The organism is Streptomyces sp. NPDC002680 (assembly GCF_042889145.1).
In the GTDB taxonomy this organism is placed as follows: domain Bacteria; phylum Actinomycetota; class Actinomycetes; order Streptomycetales; family Streptomycetaceae; genus Streptomyces; species Streptomyces adonidis.
Genome location: NZ_JBIAQP010000005.1, coordinates 424669 through 446981, shown reverse-complemented (window position 1 = coordinate 446981; position 22313 = coordinate 424669). Strand labels below are relative to the sequence as shown.

The following is a 22313-nucleotide window of genomic DNA, read 5'->3' as shown; positions in this document are numbered from 1 at the left end:
TGCCAGGTTGCCCTGCTGGCCGAGCACCCAGGCCAGTGCATGCCGGGTGTACAGGGTGTGCGGATGGTCGCAGCCCAAGATCCGTGAACGGTCCTCCAGCACCGCCCGGTATTCGGGTTCCGCTGCTGCCAGGTTGCCCTGCTGGCCGAGCACCCAGGCCAGTGCATGCCGGGTGTACAGGGTGTGCGGATGGTCGCAGCCCAAGATCCGTGAACGGTCCTCCAACAATGCCCGGTACTCCCCCTCGGCCACAGCCAGGTCGCCCCGCTGGCAGGCGATCCAGGCCAGGTTGTGCCGGGTCCACAGGGTATCGATGTGATCGGTACCGAGGATCCGTGAGCGGCCTTCGAGGACTGCCCGGTATTCCGCCTCAGCCCCGTCCAGGTCTCCGCGCCGGTCAAGCACATGGGCCAGGGCATGTTGGGTCCACAGGGTGTGGGGATCGGCGTCGTGCAGCAACCGGCGCTGGATATCGAGCAGTGCGCGGCACTCCGACTCGGCCGCTGCGATGTCACCGGCCAGGCCGGTGAGCCGCGCACGTTCGAGACGCAGCCTCAGGGCAGTTCGACCATCGGCCGGCAGTGAGGCGCACACCGTGGTGGCGCGATCAACCGTGGCTTTCGCGAGGTCGTACAGGCCGGCGTCCCTGGCGTACTCGATGCAGGCGATGGCCGCGACGGTCATGGTCTCCGCATCCGGACCGGGGTCCCAGTCCCCCGCCTGTTCAAGTAAACAGCGCAGATGCGCGGTGGCGAGGTGCCAGAAAGGCCAGTCGGATGGGCTGCGAGGGTCATGTCTGGCCGCACCGTCGTGCAGGCCCTGGGCGACCAGCGCGAGATACTCGGCACGGTACCGGCGGACCTCGTCGAGTTGCCGGGTGACTTCGGCGACAAGGGGATGAAGGGTCACTGTGTAACCAGCTGCATCGTCAGCGTCGCTGCCGGGAACCTGGGTGGTGACCAGGGCGTATTCGGCAAGCGCGTTGATCGCTTGTTGGAGGTCGGCCCCGGGCTGGAGCTGGAACAGCCGGGAGGTGTGAAGGGCGGAGCAGGGCAGCACCTCTGCGTATGGGATGGGTGCGTCACCGAAGTGCGCCAGCAGTCGGAGCAGCGGCCTGGCGTGGCTCAACTGCCGCCTGGCCAGGAGATCGAGGGTGACTTCCCATGTCGCGGTGGCTCGTTGGCGCGGCAGGTGCGATGGCTGGCCGGTTGGGCTGTCCAGTAGTTCGTTGAGACGGTCGCTGAGTGCGATGCGATACGCCTCGAAGGTTCGAGGGCAGCGAGGCGCGCCCGGCCACGGGGGATTGCGGTCGGCACGGGAGATATAGAGACCGGCCTGGTGGAGCAGCAGTGGCAGGTGGCCGAGTCGATCGGAGAGCGCGGCGGCCTGGGCTCCGCTTCCCGCTGTGGGGGCTCGGTCGAGGAGTAGTTCTGTCGCTGCCCCGCGAGAGAGAATGCCGAGCGGGTGCAGACCCACCCAGGTCCCCCATGCCTCGTGGTTCTGGTTGCGGCTGGTGATCAGCAACCGTCCTGGCGTCGGCGGGCGGCGGATCCAGCCGGTGCCGTCCTCTACGTGGCCGTCCGCGCCTGCCAGTAGCCCCAAGTCGTCGGCGTTGTCGACGATCAGCAACCATGGTCGCGTCCGCTGCTCCAACGCTTCCCACACAAGGTCGGGGGCGTCACCGGCCGAGCCCGACCAGGCGAGCCTGAGTCGCTCGATGCCGACACCCAGCCGCACGGCAAGAGCACGCAAATGAGCGTCGAACGTAGCGGCGTCCACGGCGGACAACTGCCACACCTCGGCGCCCCGAGCCCGGGCTTCCGCCGCGACGGCCAGTGCGACTGTGGTCTTGCCGGACCCTCCGGTGCCGCACACCACATGTACCGTCCCGGAGGGAGTAGCGAGCAGGGACTCAATGACCCCCTGACGGCCTCGCGCTGGATAGACCAGTTGCCGGGGCACGATGGACACTTGGCCGGCGGGGCCGAAATTCTCTCCGTGATGGTGAACATGCAGGTTGTTGGCGGCGGCGTAAGTGTCCCGGTCAGCTCCGATCCAGATGCTCGGTTGCTCCGAGTGCGGTGCAGTCATGGCGAGGAGCGGTCTCCATTGTGATGCGTGACGGTCATGTCCTGTGCGGAGGTGTAGGCATCCCGTCCGGCGCGCACCTCGAACTGCGCTTCCACCTGCCGCTGGTACTTCTCGGGCAACTCCGACCGCACCTGCTCGATCACCTGCCGCAACTCCTGCTCGGCTTCGGGGTGCTGCTGGAGGAAGTCCGCCAACTGAAACTGCCATGCCGGGAGAAGTGCTGCGCGAGCTTCCTCCTGGTGGCTCTCGGTGGTGCGTTCCACCACATCCGCCTGTGCCTCCAGCTGACCTTCAATGCAGTCCCGGCGGTGGTCCCGTCCGAGTAATTGGAGGAAACGTGTGCGTGCCGTCTGCCAGGCGTCCGTGGCCATCGCCCCAACCAGTGCTGCTCCGCCAGCAGCTGCGAGTCCAGCCAGCGCTTCGGTCGTCATGAGTCCCCCAATCCCCGGAGTGAACAAGCGGTCCGAGCTTCCCTGTTCGGTGCCTGCACTCCCGGCCGCGATCACACCCTGCCGAGAAGTTCATCGCCTCCCAGATTATGACGTTACGCGTTTTCAAGACTGCGTTAGGTAGTCGGAATGAGGGGCACCCTGATCGGCTGAGGTCCGTATCCCTTCACTCACGTCAAGGAGTCGAAGTCTTGGTGAGAATGGCATCCCGCGCCATCGGCGGCGTGAGTACTGCCTGCTAGCGTCCCGATGGTTGGCGGTCGTTTGGAACTGGAGGCCCCATGCCCGACGCAGGAGAACTGCGGCCCGACCCTGTCGCAGCGGACCCGGTCGTCGGTCTGGGGCCACCGGCCGCCACGGTCCCGCTGAACGTCCGCAGCGCGGGTGAGAGCTTGCTGGGACTCCTCCACCTGCCGCCGGGGCCCGGTCCACACCCGGTGGTGGTGCTTTTGCATGGATTCCCGGGGAACGAGCGAAACTTCGACCTTGCGCAGGCGCTGCGCCGCGCGGGCTATGCCACGGTGGTCTTCCACTACCGGGGCTCCTGGGGCGTCGGCGGCACGTATGCCTGGTGCCACGTCCTTGAAGACAGCGCCCGCGTCGTTACCGCGCTGCGTGAGCCGGGCACTGTGGCCGAGTATCGCCTGGACGCGGAGCGGATTGCGGTCGTAGGCCACAGCCTGGGAGGTTTCGCAGCGCTGATGACCGCCGCCGCGGATTCTCAGGTGCGCGCCGTTGCCTCTGTCGCGGGTTTCGACCTCGGTGCGGTCGGGGCCAGATGCCGGATGGACCCCGTGGCCCGCGCCGCATTCGTTACTGCGTTTGAAGGGGAGTTGCTTCCGCTGCGGGGCACGAGCGGGGAAGCACTGGTGTCGGAGATAGAGAGCACCGGGACCGAGTGGGGCCTTGCCCGGCTGGCCCCTCGACTCGCTGACCGGCCCGTACTCCTGGTTGGCGCAGGTCGGGATGAAGTAGCCCCTGTCCAGATCCACCATGAACCCGTGGTTGCCGCTTACCAGACGTACGCAGTTCCCTGTCTCGAACATCGGGTTTTCATGACGGATCACTCTCTGTCCGACCACCGCGTAGCGCTGGCCAGGGCTGTGATCGACTTTCTTGACCGGAGCGTGGTGTAGCAAGGTAGCCCGGGCGCGCGATAGCAGGTGACGCGGCAGGGACCGTCCACAGCCGGAGCCACTGGGGGTAGGGGCGACGGGGGCGAAACCCATCAAAGCGCACCTCCACCCCCACCCCTCAAACCGACTCCCGCCACCCATTCGTAATAGGCAGCCGCCGATCCTTCCCGAACCCCTTCGCCGAGATCTTCGTCCCCGGCGGATACTGCCGCCGCTTGTACTCGGCCGTGTCCACCATCCGCAGCACCCGGGTCACCAACTCCGCGTCGTACCCGGCCGCGACGATCGCATCGGCCCCCGTGTCCCGGTCCACGTACAGCTCGAGAATCGCGTCCAGCACCGGATAGTCGGGCAAGGAGTCCGTGTCCACCTGATCCGGACGCAACTCCGCACTCGGCGGCTTCGTGATCGAGTTCTCCGGGATCGGCGGCGTCTGGCCCCGCTCAACCGCAGCCCGATTGCGCCACTCCGCCAGCCGGAAGATCGACGTCTTGTACACGTCCTTGATCGGGCCGTACGCCCCCACCGAGTCGCCGTACAGCGTCGAGTAACCCACCGCCAGTTCGGACTTGTTGCCCGGGGCCAGCACGATGTGGCCCTCCTGGTTCGAGATCGCCATCAGCATCGTGCCGCGCAGGCGGGACTGGAGGTTCTCCTCCGCCAGGCCCGTCAGGCCCAGGGAGTCCATGTACGCGTCGAACATCGGCGCGATCGGCACCGTACGGAAGTTCAGCCCCGTCCGGCGAGCCAGTTCCTCCGCGTCGCCGATCGAGTGGTCGGAGGAGTACTTGGACGGCATCGCCACGCCGTACACGTTCTCCGCGCCCACCGCGTCGCACGCCAGGGCTGCCACCAGGGCGGAGTCGATGCCGCCCGAGAGGCCGATCAACACCGACCTGAAGCCGTTCTTCGTCACGTACGCTCGCAGGCCCACGACCAGCGCCGAGTACATCTCCTCGGCGTCGTCCAGGCGTTCCGCGTAGCCGCCCGTCAGCTCAGCGGCGTACGTCGGCAGCGGCTCCTCCGACAGCACCACCCGGTCGATGCGCAGGCCGTCGTCCACCACGCCCGTCGGCGCGTCCGGTAGCGCCGCCGGCAGGTCCAGGTCCAGGACCACGCAGCCCTCCGTGAACTGGGGGGCCCGCGCGATCACCTCGCCGTTCCCGTCCACCACGATCGAGTCGCCGTCGAAGACCAGTTCGTCCTGGCCGCCGACCATCGCCAGGTAGGCGGTCGTGCAGCCCGCCTCCTGGGCGCGCTTGCGGACCAGCTCCAGGCGCGTGTCGTCCTTGTCGCGCTCGAAGGGGGAGGCGTTGATCGAGAGCAGCAGGCCCGCCTTCGCCGAGCGGGCCGCCGGGACCCGGCCGCCGTCCTGCCACAGGTCCTCGCAGATGGCCAGGGCCACGTCCACACCGTGTACCCGCAGCACCGGCATGGTGTCGCCCTGCACGAAGTAGCGGAACTCGTCGAAGACGCCGTAGTTGGGGAGGTGGTGCTTCGCGTACGTGAGGATCACCTCGCCGCCGTGCAGCACCGCGCCCGCGTTGCGCGGGGAGCCCGCCGGGCGGCCGAACTTCGGCAGGTCGGTCTCGGAGCGGTCGAGGTAGCCGACGACCACCGGAAGGTGGCCGAAGCCCTCCTCGGCCAGACGCGCGGCGAGCGAGCGCAGGGCCGCGCGGGACGCCTCCACGAAGGAGGAGCGCAGGGCGAGGTCCTCGACGGGGTACCCGGTCAGCACCATCTCCGGGAACGCCACTAGATGCGCTCCCTGCTCGGCGGAGTGCCGGGTCCAGCGGAGGATCGATTCCGCGTTCCCGGCGATGTCGCCGACGCGCGAGTCGATCTGGTTCAGGGCGAGGCGTAGTTGAGGCACGCCGCCAAGTGTAATCGTCAATGCGACGCGATGGGGTGGCGGAGAGGTGTGGGTCACCCCACGTCCCTCCGCCACCCCATCAACACGGGAGCTGCCTCAGCGGCGGTACGACTCCACGTAACCCTTCGCGGGCGTACCCACGCCGGTCACGTCGTCGTAGCCGCGTACGGCCTGGAGCGAGCTGTCCTTGCCGAGGCTGCGGACGGAGGTGAGGATCCCGTCCGTGGCGTCGTAGCCGTTGGTGAAGTCCAGGCGTGCCACGGCGAGCCCGTACCCCGTGGGGTTGTCGGTCACGTCGTGGTAGAGCCCCGCGTGGGCGGCGTACCTGGCGTAGATCGCCGGGTTGGCGAAGCCGATCGGCGCGCCGCCGCGGGCCTCCTGCGCGAGGGCCTGTACGGCCGCGATCACCGGCGCCGCAAGGGACGTACCGCCGATGCGGTACTCGCTGTACGCGACGCCGCCCTCCGGCAGGGTCTGGGTCTGGCCGACCTTGAAGCCGGTGTTCGGGTCCGCGATCGCCGCGATGTCCGGGACGACCCGGTTGCCCTTCTCGCTGACCGCCTTGGCCAGGTACCCCGGCACGATGCCCTTCTGGTAGAAGGGCTCCGCGACGGTCGCGCTGGTGCCGCCGCCCGCGCCCGAGGTGTAGGCGCCCGGGAAGTTCGTCCAGCTCTTGCCGTCGGCCGACAGCGAGGCCTTCTCGGTGCCCCAGCCGGTCTCCCACTGGTACGCGTCACCCTTGCCGACCGCCAGCGAGGTACCGCCGACCGCCGTCACCCACGCCGAGTTGGCCGGGGTGTCGACCTGCTTCACGCCGGTGTTGACGACCTCGTCGCCGTTGTCGCCGGAGGAGAAGTAGAAGCCGATGCCCTCGACCGCGCCCAGCTTGAACACCTGGTCGTAGGCGGCGGCCAGGTCCGGGGTCTGGTTGGCCTCGATGTCGCCCCACGAGTTGGAGACGATGTCCGCGAGGTGCTTGTCGACGATCGTGCCGAGGGAGTCCAGCAGGTCGTCGTCGGTGCAGGACGCCGAGCCGACGTACGTGATGTCCGCCGCCGGTGCGACCGCGTGCACGGCCTCGACGTCGAGGGTCTCCTCGCCGTACCAGCCGGCCGCGGAGCACTCCTCGGTGTACCGGTAGTCCGTCGGCAGGACCTGCTTGAGCTGGCCGCTCCGGTAGGCGGCGTCGCCGTGCTTGGCCGCGTAGGTGGCGGCGTCGCCGGCGATGTACGGCGAGGCGTAGGCGTCGGTGATGGCGACGCGCACCTTCTTGCCGGTCCAGCTGCCCGCGCCGTACGCGGCCCGCAGCTGCTTGCCCGTGTAGCCCTCGACGGCGTACGGGATCTGCTTGCCGTACGCCGTCGGCAGCGTGGTGGCGGTGTTCGAGCCGTAGTACGTCGAGAACGGCCCGGAGTTGCGGAACACCGTCTCCGGCGCCGGCAGCGTGTCGTCGTGGGTCGCCTTGTGCGGGGCGTTGTCCAGACCCGTGACGGTCAGGACGGCACCGTCCAGGCTCTCCGGCGCGGACGCCGTCTTTGCGGGAGCCCGGTAGGTCCGCTTGCCCTTGGCGTAGTTGTGCAGCTGCGTGCCGAAGGCCTTCTCGGCGGCGGCCACGTCACCGGTCACCGTGATGTAGTGCGCCGTCACGCCGGTGACCTTGAGGCCCGCCGACGTCAGCCACGCCTTGACCGCGGCGACCTGGGCCGGGGAGGCCCCGAAGCGCTGCTGGACCTGCGCGGCGGTGAGGTACTTGCCGTACACGGCGGACGTCGGGTCGGAGACGGCCTTCGCGTACGCGGCCAGACCGGTGGCGTCCCGGCCGGCGAAGTAGACCCGGGCGGAGACCTTGGAGCTGTCGGACGTGGCTCCCTTGTCGGCCTTGGCGGTGGCCCACGCGGGCCTGGTGCCGGCGAGCGTGTCCCGGCCCGGGGCGTCCGCGGCATGGGCCGCGGGTATGCCGAGCGCCAGCGCGCCGGCGAGCAGAGGCAGTGTCGCTGCCAGGCTCACCCCGGCGCGCTTGATGGCGCGATTGGATCTCATGGAACCCCCTGATGCGGTTCAACGCGAGCAAGACGAGTGATCACTCGCCGCTGGCCACTCTCGCGATGAACCGTTCATGCCAGGGGAATCCGGGGGGAATGGCTGGGCCAAGAAGCCCCCAAGGAACCGTATACGCAAGCGATTTGGGGTGTACGCCCCAACCGTCCCACTGAACCGGCGCCCAGGAACTGCTGAACCGGCACTCAGGAACTGCTGAACCGGGCTCCTAGGAGAGGGCCTTGGCGCCGCGCTCCTTCAACATCCCCGCCATCAGGGAGATCTCCGACTCCTGCGCGTTGACCATGCCCTGCGCGAGCCGCTTCTCCACCCCCACCTCGCACCGCTCCACACACCCCTCGGCCATGTGGATACCGCCCTGGTGGTGCTCGGTCATCAGCTGGAGATAGAAGACCTCGGCCTGCTTGCCGCTGAGCTTGCCCAGCTTCGTCAGCTCGGTGTTGGTCGCCATGCCCGGCATCAGCGCGCCGTCCTTGCCGTCGGCCATGCCCGCCATGTCCATCCAGGACATGGGCGCGTCCGAGGACACCTTCGGCAGCTCCCACAGGTCGAGCCAGCCCAGCAGCATGCCGCGCTGGTTGGCCTGCGTCTGCGAGATGTCGTACGCGAGACGCCGGATCTCCTCGTTGTCCGTCCGGTCACGCACGATGTACGACATCTCGACGGCCTGCTGATGATGGACGGCCATGTCACGGGCGAACCCGGCGTCCGCCGAGTCGGCGGCGGGCGCCGTCATCCCGGAGTCGTCGCCGTCGGCGACCGCGTAGGTGATCCCGCCGGCCGCGACGAGCGCCGTCACGGCGGCAGCGGCGATCCAGGGCGCCCGTATCACTGGGACAGCCCGTTCGTGCAGGCGGCACCCGGCTCGGGGGTCTGGTCGCCCTGGACGAACTCCGAGAAGAACTTGTCCACGTTCGGGTCGGTGGCGCTGGTCACCGTGCGCTGCTTGCCCCACGCGGAGAGCATGATCGGGTCCGCCTGCTTGTCGTCCGGGCTCATCAGCGTGTACGGCGTCTTCTTCACCTTGGCCGCGAGCGCGTCGATGTCGGTCTTCGACGCCTTGCTGTTGTACGTCACCCACACAGCGCCGTGCTCCAGCGAGTGCACGGCGTTCATGTTGTTGATCGCCTTGGTGTATACGTCACCGTTGCAGTTCATCCAGACCTGGTTGTGGTCACCGCCGACCGGGGGCTCCATCGGGTAGTTCACGGTCTTGGTGACGTGGTTCTGGGTGAGTTTCTTGTCCCAGGTCTTCACACCGTCCGCGCCGGTGACGAACTTGCCCGTGCCCTTGGAGTCGCTCGCGGCGGTGGTGCTGTCGTCGTCGGACTGCGACCGCACGAGGACCGTCGCACCGACAACGAGGCCGGCCACTATGACGACGCTCACGCCGATCGTGAGGATCCGGTTCCGGCGCTCGCGCGAGCGCTCGGCGCGCCGCATCTCCTCTATGCGCGCCTTGCGCGCCGCGCTGCCGCTGCCGCTGTCTTTGGCGCTCTTCTTGGCGGAACCCATGGGATCGATCCTTCTGGGGAAAGGGACGGGGAAAGGGACGGTCGGTCCCCTGATCGTAATCCGTGGCGGGTGATCGTCGGCCCCGATGGTCCGCAACGGTTCCGGTCGGTGGTCGCCCATTACGGATATCGCCGCGAACAGGCAAGATGGGCTGCAGAGCGGTCCACTCGCCGTACGTGAGGCGTTCACTCCGAGGTCGGCTGGACGATCAAGGTGCGCAATGCGCATGAAATGCTGTTGTGGTGGGATGCTCAGGTGCCCGACCGCCTTCCGTGGTGCGGGAGACAGGCGGCCTGACCAGCAAGGATGGGGAAGCGGAAGATGGACAAGCAGCAGGAGTTCGTGCTCCGGACGTTGGAGGAGCGTGACATCCGGTTCGTCCGGCTGTGGTTCACGGACGTGCTGGGCTTCCTCAAGTCCGTGGCCGTGGCCCCGGCCGAGCTGGAGCAGGCCTTCGACGAGGGCATCGGTTTCGACGGCTCCGCGATCGAGGGCTTCGCCCGTGTGTACGAGTCCGACATGATCGCCAAGCCGGACCCGTCGACGTTCCAGATCCTCCCGTGGCGCGCGGAGGCGCCCGGTACGGCCCGGATGTTCTGCGACATCCTCATGCCGGACGGCTCCCCGTCCTTCGCGGACCCGCGCTACGTCCTCAAGCGCGCCCTCACCCGCGGCTCCGACCTGGGCTTCACCTTCTACACCCACCCGGAGATCGAGTTCTTCCTCCTGAAGGACAAGCCGCTCGACGGCACCCGCCCGACCCCGGCCGACAACTCCGGCTACTTCGACCACACCCCGACCCACGTCGGCCAGGACTTCCGCCGCCAGGCCATCACGATGCTGGAGTCGATGGGCATCTCGGTCGAGTTCTCCCACCACGAGGGCGCCCCCGGCCAGCAGGAGATCGACCTCCGCTACGCGGACGCGCTCTCGACGGCGGACAACATCATGACGTTCCGCCTGGTGATGAAGCAGGTGGCGCTGGAGCAGGGCGTGAACGCGACGTTCATGCCGAAGCCGTTCAGCGAGCACCCCGGCAGCGGCATGCACACGCACTTGTCATTGTTCGAGGGCGACCGGAACGCGTTCTACGAGTCCGGCTCGGAGTACCAGCTCTCCAAGGTCGGCCGCTCCTTCATCGCGGGCCTGCTGAAGCACGCGGCGGAGATCGCGGCGGTCACCAACCAGTGGGTGAACTCGTACAAGCGCATCTGGGGCGGCTCGGAGCGCACGGCGGGCGCCGGCGGCGAGGCCCCCTCGTACATCTGCTGGGGCCACAACAACCGCTCGGCCCTGGTGCGCGTCCCGATGTACAAGCCCGGCAAGACCGGCTCCGCGCGTGTGGAGGTCCGCTCCCTGGACTCGGGCGCGAACCCGTACCTGGCGTACGCCGTCCTGCTGGCCGCCGGCCTCAAGGGCATCGAGGAGGGCTACGAGCTGCCGCCGGGCGCCGACGACGACGTGTGGGCGCTTTCGGACGCGGAGCGGCGCGCGATGGGCATCGAGCCGCTGCCGCAGAACCTGGGCGAGGCTCTGACGCTGATGGAGCGCAGCGAACTGGTCGCCGAGACGCTCGGCGAACACGTGTTCGACTTCTTCCTGCGGAACAAGCGGCAGGAGTGGGAGGAGTACCGGTCCGAGGTGACCGCCTTTGAGCTGCGGAAGAATCTGCCGGTTCTTTAGGGGCCGTCTTGGGGTCCACCGGCCGCTTTTCCTGTTGCGGCCGGTGGGGGTTTCTCGCGCAGTTCCCCGCGCCCCTAAAGGGGGGCTGCGCCCCCTTTAGGGGCGCGCCGCCAGTTCGCCGAGCAGCTCGTGCAGGGGCTTTTGTGCCCGTACCCGGTACTCCTGGATCGCCCAGCCGTTGCCGTCCGGGTCCTTGAAGTACATGAACGTCGCGCCGTCGTCCGGGGAGAACTGCATCGGGTCCGAGACCTCCAGGCCGCGTTCCGTCAGCTCGGCGTGGGCCGCCTTGATGTCGGGGACGCACAGCTGGAGGCCCTGGTACGAGCCGGGGGCCGGGGTCGGGCCGTCCATCGTGTCCCAGATGCTGTCGCCGAGGGCGATCGAACAGCCCGAGCCCGGTGGCGTCAGCTGGACGATGCGCATTCCCGGCATGACCTCCTGGTCGATGTCGACGTGGAAACCGGCCTTGTCGCGGTAGAAGTCGCGGGCCCGGTCGATGTCGCTCACGGGCAGCGGGATCACTTCGAGCGTGTACTGCATGGCAGTCCTCCAGATCGCTTCACGTCGTCCTTGACGGGCGCTCAGGGCGCTCAGGGCATTCAGCCGAACCGCCAGCGCGTCTGGCTGAACGGCTCCCCCTTACCGAAGCCGAAAACCGTGCGGGGCGCCACCGAAAAGACCACAGCGTGTCCGGAGCCGTGCTGGAAGTGACCGTCCCGCACCTCGAAGTGCCAGAAGCTGCCGTACTTGGCCTCCCAGGCCGCGGCCAGCTCGTGCAGACGGTCGTCGTCCGACACCCGTACCGCCTCGCCTTCCACCACCAGGTCGTACCCCTTGTTCCAGGTGCTGGTGCCCGTCGTCAGCACGACCTGCGGGTTCTGGGCGAGGTTGCGCGCCTTGCGCTCCTCGGGGCCCGTGCAGAAGTGCAGCGCGCCGCGCGACCAGATCGCGGGCAGCGGGGTGACGTGGGGGCGGCCGTCGGGTCGTACCGTCGAGATCCAGAAGAGTTCCGCCGCGGTGAGCCGTGCTTCTGTCTCGGGCCATGGGGGAGGGGTGGCGGTCTCCTCGCTGTAGCGGGGGTCCAGCTCGGCCTGCGGTTCCATGTGATCCCTTCGCCGGAGTCATGGGCGTCATGGGGCTCGTCAGAGAGCCTCCGGTTCAGGGAACACCCGTGCCACCGCCGCCGCGCGGCTGGAGACGCCCAGGCGGCCGAACGCGTTCTCCAAGTGCTTGCGGACCGTGCTCGGGGAGACCGTCAGCTGCTCGGCTATCTGCGGGGTGGTCATGCCCAGGGCCACACAGCGCAGGACGTCGAGTTCACGTTCGGTCAGGCGGACGGGCTGACGGCGTCTGAGGGCCGCTTCGCGGTAGATCGTGTACAGGTGGGGCGCCAGCAGGTAGAGGGTGGTCATCTCGGCGTCGGTGAACGGCTTCGGGTCGTCGCGGAGGAGCTGGTAGACGCGGGTACGGCCCGGGGCGGTGGGCAGGGCGATGGCCGCGATGCACTTGGTCGGCCGGAGGAACTCGGTGTAGATCGCCAGGTTCGTCAGCCGGCGGACCGGCATGAAGTCCGTCAGCTGGGTGATCTCGGGGCTGCTGCGCGGCTGTGAGGTGACTCGCCGGCACTGGAGGTGCTGGTGGCGCCAGCGCCAGTACGGCTCCATCTCGCAGTTCTCGTCCTCGACCACCGTCTCCTGCGCGGTGATGTGGCGCCTGGTCGGGATGTCCAGTTCCGAGAAGCTGACGGCGTCGCAGGGTACGAGGCTCTGCAGACCGGTCAGCAGGCATCTCGGCGGTACGTCGTCCGACGTGTCCTCCCGTGCCTCGGCGAGGACGTCCGCCATGCGTCGTAGGTGGGCCTGGGCCGTCGTACCGGCTGCTGCTGTCATGACGGCCTCCCGGGGCCGGTTCTCGCGTGGTTCCGAATGTACGCCCGCGGGTCTCGGTGACGCCGGGAATGCCGGAGATTCGCCAAATGACGAATGGGCTGCGGGCGTTGGCACGCGCAGTGTCGAGGCAGGCGGTCGAGCGGGCCGCCTGCGCCGGCCCCACGGAGGCATGCCATGCGCGTCCACTTGTCTAACTTGTCCTACATGTTCCACTCGTCCTGTCTCGTCGGCGCAGCTGCCCTTGTCGCCGCGCTCCTCACCGCCGGGTGCGAGGGCGCGCCCGCCACCGCCGAGGCGGCGAGCGACAGCACGGAGTTCTCCGACGTGCGGTTCACACTCGGGTCCCGGGGCGGGGTCCGGATCGACGGAGAGTCGCGTGCCGCCGTCCGGTCGGCCGGGGCGTTCACCTCGGTCGAGGGACGCGCCCACCCCTTCACCCGCCCCGACGACCAGCTGCTGGTGGTGCTCCGACACTGGCCCGCGCCGCACACCCCGGAGCGCGCCTCGCGGGGGTGGGCGTCCCGGCCGTGGCCCCCTGAGGAGCCCTCGGTCGAGTCGGGGTTCCTGGTCGACACGGCGGACCAGGTGCGGGCCGACCTCGACGGGCACCCCGTGGAGCAGCTGCGCCGGGGGATCATCCGGATCGACGTCACGGGAGCGGACGCCGACGACCTCGTCCGCCTCACGCTGTCCGCGTCGCGCGAGACCACGGGGCCCGCGCGACCGGACACCCCGGCCTGCGAGGGCCTCGACCGCCGATCCAGCCACCGGGTCGTCCTTCCGACGGTCGAGCCCGGGACACCCGTACGGGACGCGGCGGACGCGCTGCGAAAACAGTGCCTGGACGTCCAGTACGCATCCTTGCCGACCGACGGACAGGCCGGCACCGTACGACGCGTCCTGGTCCCCATAGCAGGCCAGCCCCTCACCGCGGCCGTCCTACCGCCCCCCGACGGCACCGCACCCCAGGGCCACGCCCCGGGCGACACGGTGTCAACCGACCTCACACGTCCGGCCACGGCGGTCGTGACCCGCTGACCCGGCGCGCTGCCGCTCCGCGGACGGACCTCGGCGGCCTGCCCGGCGCCGTCGGTCAAGTCGAGGCGAGGTGGGCTGGTGGGGCGGGCCAGCTTCTCTCGGTCGACCACGCCCTGCGGCCTGTGCCGCCGGGTGGCAGAGGGGCGTGGGGGCGTCCCTCTCCGGGCGGATCCCGGCGGTCGGTCCGGTGCCGGCCACCGCGCCGGACCTGTGGGTGGCGTCACGCCACCAGGGAGCCGGCGTGTCGGCCGGGACCCGGAGCTTGGGGCTCCGGCGGCCTGGTCGGCGGGGCGGGCCGACTTCTTCCGGTCGGTCACGGCCGTCGTCGGCTGATACCGGCGGCCCTGCCGGGCGGTGGCGCGGCGGGCCCGTCCCTCCTAGGGCGGACCTCGGCGGCCGGCCCGGCGCCGCCGACCGCGCCGGGCCGGTGGGTGGCGTCACGCCGCCCGCAGGTGACCGCAGGGAATCGGCGCGCCCGCCGGCAGCCGGAGCCTGGGCCGGGAGCCCGTCCCGGCGGCCGTCGGGACGGAAACCCCATACCCCGCCCCGGTGCTTCACCCACCCTCTCCGGTTACGCTCAAGGCCGCACGACCTAGATCCGATGGGGAGGCCCAGGATGATGGCGCCGGGGCGCAGGAGCAGTACCTTCACGCGGCTGCTGCGGCACGGCTTCACCGATCCCTCCGGGGCCGAGCGGCTGCTCGAAAGTGCCGGGCTGGCCTCTCTGCGGGACGACCCCGTGCTGCTCGACGCGCTGGGCGCGACCGCCGACCCCGACCTCGCGCTGCTCGGGCTCGTCCGGCTCGTCGAGGCGCAGGACGGGCGGACCGCCCAGCACGAGCTGCTGGACACGGTGATAGCGGCCAAGCCGCTGCGCGACCGGCTGCTCGGGGTGCTCGGTGCCTCCGCCGCCCTCGGAGATCACCTCATCCGGCATCCACGCGACTGGCACGCCCTCGTCATGTACGAGCCCCGGGATCTCCACCCGGGGGTGGAGGAGTTCGAGCGGGGGCTCGCCGAGGCCACCGACCCCGTGTCGCTGCGCGTCGCCTACCGGCGCTGCCTGCTGTCCATCGCCGCCCGCGATGTGTGCGGCACGACCGACATCGCCCAGACCGCCGCCGAACTCGCCGACCTCGCCACCGCCACCCTCCGCGCCGCCCTCGCCATCGCCCGGACCGCCGCACCCGAGGACGCCTCGATCTGCCGGCTCGCCGTCATCGCCATGGGCAAGTGCGGCGGCCACGAGCTGAACTACGTCTCCGACGTCGATGTCATTTTTGTCGGGGAAGCCGTCGACGGGGCCGATGAGCAGAAAGCCATGCGCGCCGCCACACGCCTCGCCTCGCACCTCATGCGGATCTGTTCCGAGACCACCATCGAGGGCAGTATCTGGCCCGTCGACGCCAATCTGCGGCCCGAGGGGCGCAATGGTCCGCTCGTGCGGACGCTCAGCAGTCATCTCGCCTACTACCAGCGTTGGGCCAAGACCTGGGAGTTTCAGGCGCTGCTCAAGGCCCGGCCGGTCGCCGGCGACCCCGAGCTGGGCGCGGAGTACGTCGCCGCGCTCGCCCCCCTCGTCTGGCACGCCGCCGAGCGCGAGAACTTCGTCAACGACGTGCAGAAGATGCGCCGTCGGGTCGTCGAGAACATTCCCATCGCCGAGGTCGAGCGGGAGCTGAAGCTTGGGCCCGGTGGTCTGCGTGATGTCGAATTCGCCGTGCAGCTGCTTCAGTTGGTGCACGGGCGTGCCGACACCTCCCTGCGGAGCGGGACCACCCTCGACGCCCTCAACGCGCTCGCCGCCGGTGGGTACGTCGGGCGTGCCGATGCCGTCCAGCTCGACGACGCCTATCGGTTCCTGCGGTCCATGGAGCACCGGATCCAGCTGTTCCGGCTGCGGCGTACTCATCTCGTTCCCGAGGACGAGGCCGATCTGCGGCGCATCGGGCGCTCGTTGGGGCTGCGTACCGACCCTGTCGCCGAGTTGAACCGCGAGTGGAAGCGGCACGCGTCCGTCGTACGGCGGCTGCACGAGAAGCTCTTCTACCGGCCGCTGCTCGACGCCGTCGCCCAACTCGCCCCCGGCGAGAGCAGGTTGAGCACCGGTGCGGCCCGGGAGCGGCTGGTCGCGCTCGGGTACGCCGATCCGGCCGCCGCCCTGCGGCACCTGGAGGCGTTGGCGAGTGGGGTGAGCCGGAAGGCCGCCATCCAACGGACCCTGCTGCCCGTCCTGTTGGGCTGGTTCGCCGACTCCGCCGACCCGGACGCCGGGCTGCTCAACTTCCGTAAAGTGTCCGACGCGCTCGGCCGAACCCCTTGGTATCTGCGGCTGTTGAGGGACGAGGGGGCCGCCGCCGAGAACCTGGCCCGGGTTCTGTCCGCCGGGCGTCTCGCACCGGACCTGCTCATGCGGGCCCCGGAAGCCGTCGCGCTCCTCGGTGACGGCGACGGCGGAGGCCAGCTGGAGCCACGCGAACGCGCCCACCTGGAGCAGGAGATACTGTCCGCCGTCGGCCGCGCCGACACCGGTGAACAGGGCGTGTACGCCGCGCGCGGTGTCCGCCGACGCGAACTCTTCCGTACGGCCGCCGCCGACATCGTCGGCTCCTACGGCACCGAGCAGTCGCCCGCCGCCGCCGATCAGGGCGCCCTCGTGGACCTGGTCGGCAGCGCACTCTCCGACATCACGGCCGCGACCATCGCCGGGACCCTGAGGGCTGTCGTGCGAGACGGGTGGGGCGACACCCTGCCCACCCGGTTCGCGGTGATCGGCATGGGCCGATTCGGCGGGCACGAACTCGGCTACGGCTCCGACGCCGATGTGCTGTTCGTGCACGAGGCACGTGAGGGCGTCGGCGAGGAAGAGGCCGCCAAGGCCGCCAACGCCGTCGTCTCCGAGATGCGCCGGCTCCTCCAAGTGCCCAGCTCCGACCCGCCGTTGCTCATCGACGCGGATCTGCGCCCCGAGGGCAAGTCCGGGCCGACCGTCCGCACCCTCACCTCGTACGAGGCCTACTACCGGCGTTGGTCCCTCGTCTGGGAGTCCCAGGCGCTGCTGCGGGCCGAAGTCGTCGCCGGGGACCTGGAGTTGGGGCGCCGTTTCATCGAGCTGATCGACCCGTTGCGTTACCCGGCGGAGGGGCTCGGCGACGACGCGGTGCGCGAGATCCGGCGCCTCAAGGCCCGTATGGAGTCGGAGCGGATGCCTCGCGGTGCCGATCCGACCCTGCACACCAAGCTCGGGCGGGGCGGTCTCTCGGACGTGGAGTGGACCGTCCAGCTGCTGCAACTCCAGCACGGCTGGGCCGAACCCGGCCTGCGGACCACCCGTACCCGCGAAGCCCTCGCCGCCGCCTGCGCCGCCGACCTCATCTCCGGGGAGGACGCCGCGATACTGGACGAGGCATGGGTCCTGGCCACCCGGGTCCGCAACGCCGTGATGCTGGTACGCGGACGGGCCGGGGACACCTTCCCCTCCGACGGGCGTGAACTGGGCGCGGTGGGGCGGTATCTGGGGTACGGGCCGGGACATGTCGGCGACATGATCGACGCGTACCGCAGGACCACCCGACGGGCCCGGGGCGTCGTGGACACGCTGTTCTACGGGGCGGCGTCCGCATAGGACGCGTAGGAACCGCCCTCGTCGGCCATAAAGCTATGGCTTGACTGGGAGCAGCGGTCCGCCCTGCCCCTGCACCGGGACCAGCTTCGGAAGGGCGTACGGCAGCTTGCCGTACCAGAGGCGGGCCACCAGGAAGCCGAAGCTCAGGCACATGAGGCCGCCCACCGCGTCCAGCCAGAAGTGGTTGGCCGTGGCGACGATCACCAGCAGGGTCGCCATCGGGTACAGCAGGCCGAGGACGCGCACCCACGGCACGCTCGCCAGGGCGAAGATCGTCAGACCGGCCCACGTCGACCAGCCGATGTGCATCGACGGCATCGCCGCGTACTGGTTCGACATGTGCTTGAGGTCGCCGGAGGCCATCGAACCCCAGGTGTGGTGGATCATCACCGTGTCGATGAAGTCGCCGCCGTTCATCAGCCGGGGCGGGGCCAGCGGATACAGGTAGTAACCGACCAGTGCGACGACCGTGGTCGCGAAGAGGGTCAGACGTGTCGCCGCGTAACGGCCCGGGTGACTGCGGTACAGCCACACGAGAACACCGAGCGTGACGACGAAGTGCAGCGTCGCGTAGTAGTAGTTCATGCCCACGATCAGCCAAGTCACCGAGTTGATCGCGTGGTTGACCGATTCCTCGAAGGCGATGCCCAGGCTGTGCTCGGTCTTCCAGATCCAGTCCGCGTTGCGCAGCGCCTCGGCCTTCTGCTCCGGTACCGCGTTGCGGATGAGCGAATACGTCCAGTAACTGACCGCGATCAGCAGGATCTCGAACCACAGGCGTGGCCGGCGCGGAGCGCGCAGCCTGCGCAGGAAGGCATTGCCCGCACGGCCGTTCACCTCGGCGTCCGTCGCGTCTGCCGGGTCCGGTCGGCCGGCCTGACCCGCGACAGAGTGCGGAGCGGCCATGTCGTGGCCTTCCTTCGTCGTCACGGTCGTCTCACCCATGGACACAGAGTCTGCCAGATTCGGCCCCCTCCCAGATCATCCCCTGGTCCTGTACGACCCGCACGTTCTACGGCAGGGACAGGCGCCCCGAACTACTACCTAGGAACGAGTTCGTTCCCCAGGGGCCGAAGCCGTCGAACCCCGAACCACCAGCTCGGGCATGAACACGAACTCGCTGTGCGGGGCGGGCGTACCGCCGATCTCCTCAAGGAGCGTGCGTACGGCGGCCTGGCCCATCGCCGGGACCGGCTTGCGGACCGTGGTGAGGGGCGGGTCGGTGAAGGCGATCAGGGGGGAGTCGTCGAAGCCCACGACCGAGATGTCCCGGGGGACCTCCAGACCGCGCTGCCGGGCCGCCCGTATCGCGCCCAGCGCCATCATGTCGCTCGCGCACACCACCGCCGTACAGTCGCGGTCGATGAGAGCCGTGGTCGCCGCCTGGCCGCCCTCCAGGGTGTAGAGGGAGTGCTGGACGAGGCGCGTCTCGACGTCCTGTGCTGTCAGGCCCAGCAGATCCTGCATCGTCCGCACGAAGCCCTCGATCTTGCGCTGGACCGGCACGAAACGCTTCGGGCCGAGCGCGAGACCGATGTTGGTGTGGCCGAGGGAGACGAGGTGGGTGACCGCGAGGTTCATCGCCGCGCGGTCGTCGGGGGAGATGAACGGCGCCTGCACCTTGGGGGAGAAGCCGTCGACCAGCACGAACGGCACGCCCTGGGCGCGCAGTTGCTCGTAGCGCTGCATGTCGGCGGAGGTGTCCGCGTGCAGTCCGGAGACGAAGATGATGCCGGCCACGCCCCGGTCGACGAGCATCTCCGTCAGCTCGTCCTCCGTGGAGCCGCCGGGCGTCTGGGTGGCGAGGACCGGGGTGTAACCCTGCCGGGTCAGGGCCTGGCCGATGACCTGCGCCAGGGCCGGGAAGATGGGGTTCTCCAGCTCCGGGGTGATGAGGCCCACCAGGCCCTCACTGCGCTGCCGCAGCCGGACGGGGCGCTCGTACCCCAGTACGTCGAGGGCGGCGAGCACGGACTGGCGGGTGGTGGCGGCGACGCCCGGCTTCCCGTTGAGGACCCGGCTGACCGTCGCTTCGCTCACCCCCGCCTGGGCGGCGATGTCGGCAAGCCGTGTGGTCACAGGGCTGGACTGTACCGGCCGGCCCTCCCCTTGCCCACCGAACATCCGTCGGGCACGGGCGGTCGAACGACCCACCGGACGGCCGGAACGGCCGCCTGCCGCTGGGGGTTGCTGCGTCATCGCGCTCCCTCGGTGTTCTGGTCGGGCCTGGTTAGCAAGAGCTTGCAGAGTCTTGCACAAGAGTCCCGGATCGCGCTGATCGACGGCGGAGAGCAGGCCCAGGGCGGGGTCAGGGCGGGTATGGGACGGGTTCGAGGCGGGCTCGGAGCGGTGTCGGGCGGGTCACGGCACGGTAACTGTCGTCGGTTCTTGCACTTTTTTTCTGCAAGGTCTTTCGTAACGCTTACATGGCTGTTACGTTCACGTCGCCCGGCGGCGGCAACGGAGCGGCCGGCACAACGGCGGAAACGGCGGACGGGGCCGTTACCGCCAGTACACGGGCTTTCACCCTCGAAGGAGAACTCATGCGGCGTGGCATAGCGGCCACCGCGCTGGTGGCGTCCATCGCCCTCGCGGCGACGGCCTGCGGCGGAGACGACAGCGGCAGCGACAAGGCCGACGGCCCGGTCACCATCACCTGGTGGGACACCACGAACGCCACCAACGAGGCACCGACGTACCAGGCCCTGGTCAAGGAGTTCGAGGCCGCCAACAAGGACATCAAGGTCAAGTACGTCAACGTCCCCTTCGACCAGGCCCAGAACAAGTTCGACACCGCCGCGGCAGCTTCGGGCGCCCCGGACGTGCTGCGCTCCGAGGTCGGCTGGACCCCCGCCTTCGCCAAGAAGGGCTACTTCCTGCCGCTCGACGGCACCGAGGCCCTCGCCGACGAGGCCAAGTTCCAGCCCAGCCTGATCGAACAGGCCAAGTACGACGGCAAGACGTACGGCGTCCCGATCGTCACCGACACCCTCGCGCTGGTCTACAACAAGGAACTCTTCGAGAAGGCCGGTATCACCGAGGCCCCGAAGACCTGGGCCGACCTGAAGACGGCCGCCGCCACCATCAAGACCAAGACGGGCGTCGACGGCTACTGGGGCTCCACCCAGGCCTACTACGCGCAGAACTTCCTCTACGGCGAGGGCACCGACACCGTCGACGCCGCCACGAAGAAGATCACCGTCAACTCGGCCGCCGCCAAGAAGGGTTACGAGACCTGGCTCGGCCTGTTCGACGGCAAGGGCCTGCACAAGGCCGACACCACCGCGGACGCCTACGCCCACATCCAGGACGCGTTCGTCAACGGCAAGGTCGCCGCGATCGTCCAGGGCCCGTGGGAGATCACCAACTTCTACAAGGGCACCGCGTTCAAGGACAAGGCCAACCTGGGCATCGCCACCGTCCCGGCCGGCTCCACCGGCAAGGCGGGCGCCCCGACCGGCGGCCACAACCTCTCCGTGTACGCCGGTTCGGACTCCGCGCACCAGAAGGCCGCGCTGAAGTTCCTCAACTTCATGACCTCGGCGAAGTCCCAGGAGACCATCGCCCTGAAGAACTCCACGCTGCCCACCCGCGACGACGCATACACCGCCCAGGTGAAGGCCGACCCGGGCATCGCCGGCTACCAGAGCGTCCTCTCGGCCGCCCAGCCCCGCCCGGCCCTGCCCGAGTACAGCTCGCTGTGGGGTCCGCTCGACACCGAGCTGCCGCAGATCGCGGCCGGCAAGGAGTCCCTCGACAAGGGCCTGAGCAACGCGGAGACCGCGATCGCCAAGCTGGTCCCGGACTTCAGCAAGTGACCCCGATCGGCCGTCGGAACTGCCCAGTCGGACCCGGGGGACAGTTCCGACGGTCGTCGGCCTGTCGGCCGTACCCCCTGATCTTCTGACTTTCCAGGATCTTCCAGAAGGTGTCGAACCATGACAGTCGCCATCGACCGCGCGACCGGCAAGCGCCGCGGTGAGCCCGGGCAGCGGCCCGGACGGCTCGATCGTCTCAAGCACGCCTATCAGCGGTACTGGTACGCGTACGCGATGATCGCCCCCGTGGTCGTCGTGCTCGGCGGACTCGTGCTGTACCCGCTCGTGCGCGGCTTCTATCTGACGCTCACGGACGCCAACAGCCTCAACTCGGCCCGCACGATCGGCGTCAACCACATCGACGCCACCTACAAGTTCATCGGCCTCGACAACTACGCCGACATCCTGTGGGGCGACACCGCGTACGACCGCTTCTGGTCGCACTTCATCTGGACGATCGTCTGGACCGCGCTCTGCGTGACCCTGCACTACTGCATCGGTCTGGGCCTGGCCCTGTTGCTGAACCAGAAGCTGCGCGGTCGCACCTTCTACCGGCTGATCCTGGTCCTGCCGTGGGCCGTGCCCACCTTCGTCACCGTGTTCGGCTGGCGGTTCATGCTCGCCGACGGCGGCATCATCAACTCGATGCTCGACGCGGTGCATCTGCCGACCCCGCTGTGGCTGGAGGACACCTTCTGGCAGCGGTTCGCCGCGATCATGGTCAACACCTGGTGCGGTGTGCCGTTCATGATGGTCTCGCTGCTCGGCGGCCTCCAGTCCATCGACTCCACCCTCTACGAGGCCGCGGACATGGACGGCGCGACCCCCTGGCAGAAGTTCTGGTACGTCACGCTGCCGGGCCTGCGCTCCGTCAGCTCGACGGTCGTACTCCTGGGCATCATCTGGACGTTCAACCAGTTCGCCGTGATCTTCCTGCTGTTCGGCACCACCGCGCCCGACGCGCAGATCCTCGTGACCTGGGCCTACTACCTCGGCTTCGGCCAACAGCCGCGCGACTTCGCGCAGTCGGCGGCCTACGGCATGCTGCTGCTGGCCATCCTCGTCGTCTTCACCTCCTTCTACCGCCGCTGGCTGAACCGCGATGAGCAGCAGCTCGCGAACTGAGGCAGGAGCTTCC

Annotated in this window: 17 protein-coding genes; 6 read left to right on the top strand and 11 right to left on the bottom strand. The window is 69.2% G+C overall.

All coding sequences use genetic code 11. The annotated features are described in order from the left end of the window. The coding region (locus ACFYXF_RS16725; RefSeq protein ID WP_389350285.1) for a tetratricopeptide repeat protein at positions 1-2091 on the bottom strand (2091 nt) is incomplete at its 3' end. Further along, complete coding sequence (locus tag ACFYXF_RS16720; protein WP_389350284.1) at positions 2088-2522, bottom strand: hypothetical protein; 435 nt, start codon at positions 2520-2522, stop codon at positions 2088-2090. The genes ACFYXF_RS16720 and ACFYXF_RS16725, both read right to left, overlap by 4 nt. Before the next feature lie 299 nt (positions 2523-2821). On the opposite strand from ACFYXF_RS16720, the gene ACFYXF_RS16715 reads away from it, so the two are divergent. Next, the gene (locus ACFYXF_RS16715; RefSeq protein WP_389350283.1) at positions 2822-3676 is read left to right on the top strand and encodes an alpha/beta hydrolase family protein; all 855 of its coding nucleotides are present in this window, start codon (positions 2822-2824) and stop codon (positions 3674-3676) included. 118 nt (positions 3677-3794) lie between these two features. Here ACFYXF_RS16715 and ACFYXF_RS16710 read toward each other — a convergent pair whose 3' ends face one another. From ACFYXF_RS16710 to ACFYXF_RS16695, 4 genes are all read right to left on the bottom strand, one after another. Further along, entirely contained in the window at positions 3795-5549 is a 1755-nt protein-coding gene (locus tag ACFYXF_RS16710; RefSeq protein ID WP_389350282.1) for an NAD+ synthase, read from the bottom strand. 96 nt (positions 5550-5645) lie between these two features. Next, entirely contained in the window at positions 5646-7589 is a 1944-nt protein-coding gene (locus ACFYXF_RS16705; protein WP_389350281.1) for a protease pro-enzyme activation domain-containing protein, read from the bottom strand. A gap of 226 nt (positions 7590-7815) precedes the next feature. Beyond that, positions 7816-8460: a DUF305 domain-containing protein gene (locus ACFYXF_RS16700; protein WP_389350372.1), complete on the bottom strand. Its 645-nt coding sequence runs from the start codon at positions 8458-8460 to the stop codon at positions 7816-7818. Continuing rightward, positions 8436-9122, bottom strand: coding sequence for a DUF3105 domain-containing protein (locus ACFYXF_RS16695; RefSeq protein ID WP_389350280.1), 687 nt, complete (start codon positions 9120-9122; stop codon positions 8436-8438). The genes ACFYXF_RS16700 and ACFYXF_RS16695 overlap by 25 nt, the downstream gene beginning before the upstream one ends. A 321-nt stretch (positions 9123-9443) precedes the next feature. Between ACFYXF_RS16695 and ACFYXF_RS16690 the strand changes: the two genes are divergently transcribed. Continuing rightward, a complete protein-coding gene (locus tag ACFYXF_RS16690) occupies positions 9444-10805 on the top strand; it encodes a glutamine synthetase family protein (protein WP_189146573.1) in 1362 nt (453 codons plus the stop codon). A gap of 96 nt (positions 10806-10901) precedes the next feature. Here the strand turns inward: ACFYXF_RS16690 and ACFYXF_RS16685 are convergent, their stop codons facing one another. Genes ACFYXF_RS16685 through ACFYXF_RS16675 form a run of 3 tightly spaced genes read right to left on the bottom strand, consistent with a single transcriptional unit; the run spans position 10902 to position 12694 of the window. Continuing rightward, entirely contained in the window at positions 10902-11345 is a 444-nt protein-coding gene (locus tag ACFYXF_RS16685; RefSeq protein ID WP_389350279.1) for a VOC family protein, read from the bottom strand. 59 nt (positions 11346-11404) lie between these two features. Continuing rightward, positions 11405-11908, bottom strand: a complete 504-nt coding sequence (locus ACFYXF_RS16680) for a pyridoxamine 5'-phosphate oxidase family protein (protein ID WP_389350278.1) — start codon at positions 11906-11908, stop codon at positions 11405-11407. Positions 11909-11947: 39 nt separating this feature from the next. Further along, complete coding sequence (locus ACFYXF_RS16675) at positions 11948-12694, bottom strand: response regulator transcription factor (protein WP_389350277.1); 747 nt, start codon at positions 12692-12694, stop codon at positions 11948-11950. Between the two features lie 204 nt (positions 12695-12898). Between ACFYXF_RS16675 and ACFYXF_RS16670 the strand changes: the two genes are divergently transcribed. Then, the gene (locus tag ACFYXF_RS16670; RefSeq protein ID WP_389350276.1) at positions 12899-13732 is read left to right on the top strand and encodes a hypothetical protein; all 834 of its coding nucleotides are present in this window, start codon (positions 12899-12901) and stop codon (positions 13730-13732) included. 616 nt (positions 13733-14348) lie between these two features. Continuing rightward, positions 14349-17357 carry a bifunctional [glutamine synthetase] adenylyltransferase/[glutamine synthetase]-adenylyl-L-tyrosine phosphorylase gene (locus ACFYXF_RS16665; protein ID WP_389350275.1) on the top strand — a complete coding sequence of 1003 codons (3009 nt, stop codon included), beginning with the start codon at positions 14349-14351 and terminating at the stop codon, positions 17355-17357. Between the two features lie 33 nt (positions 17358-17390). On the opposite strand, the gene ACFYXF_RS16660 is transcribed toward ACFYXF_RS16665, so the two are convergent. Both ACFYXF_RS16660 and ACFYXF_RS16655 read right to left on the bottom strand, forming a co-directional pair. Continuing rightward, complete coding sequence (locus tag ACFYXF_RS16660; protein WP_369030848.1) at positions 17391-18302, bottom strand: phosphatase PAP2 family protein; 912 nt, start codon at positions 18300-18302, stop codon at positions 17391-17393. A 99-nt stretch (positions 18303-18401) separates the two neighbouring features. Then, positions 18402-19436, bottom strand: coding sequence for a LacI family DNA-binding transcriptional regulator (locus ACFYXF_RS16655; RefSeq protein WP_268828249.1), 1035 nt, complete (start codon positions 19434-19436; stop codon positions 18402-18404). A gap of 464 nt (positions 19437-19900) precedes the next feature. Between ACFYXF_RS16655 and ACFYXF_RS16650 the strand changes: the two genes are divergently transcribed. Together ACFYXF_RS16650 and ACFYXF_RS16645 are read left to right on the top strand one after the other, a co-directional pair. Then, positions 19901-21175 (top strand): extracellular solute-binding protein, encoded by a 1275-nt coding sequence (locus ACFYXF_RS16650; protein ID WP_389350274.1) that lies wholly within the window; start codon positions 19901-19903, stop codon positions 21173-21175. 120 nt (positions 21176-21295) lie between these two features. After that, complete coding sequence (locus ACFYXF_RS16645; RefSeq protein ID WP_389350273.1) at positions 21296-22300, top strand: carbohydrate ABC transporter permease; 1005 nt, start codon at positions 21296-21298, stop codon at positions 22298-22300. Positions 22301-22313 lie beyond the last annotated feature (13 nt).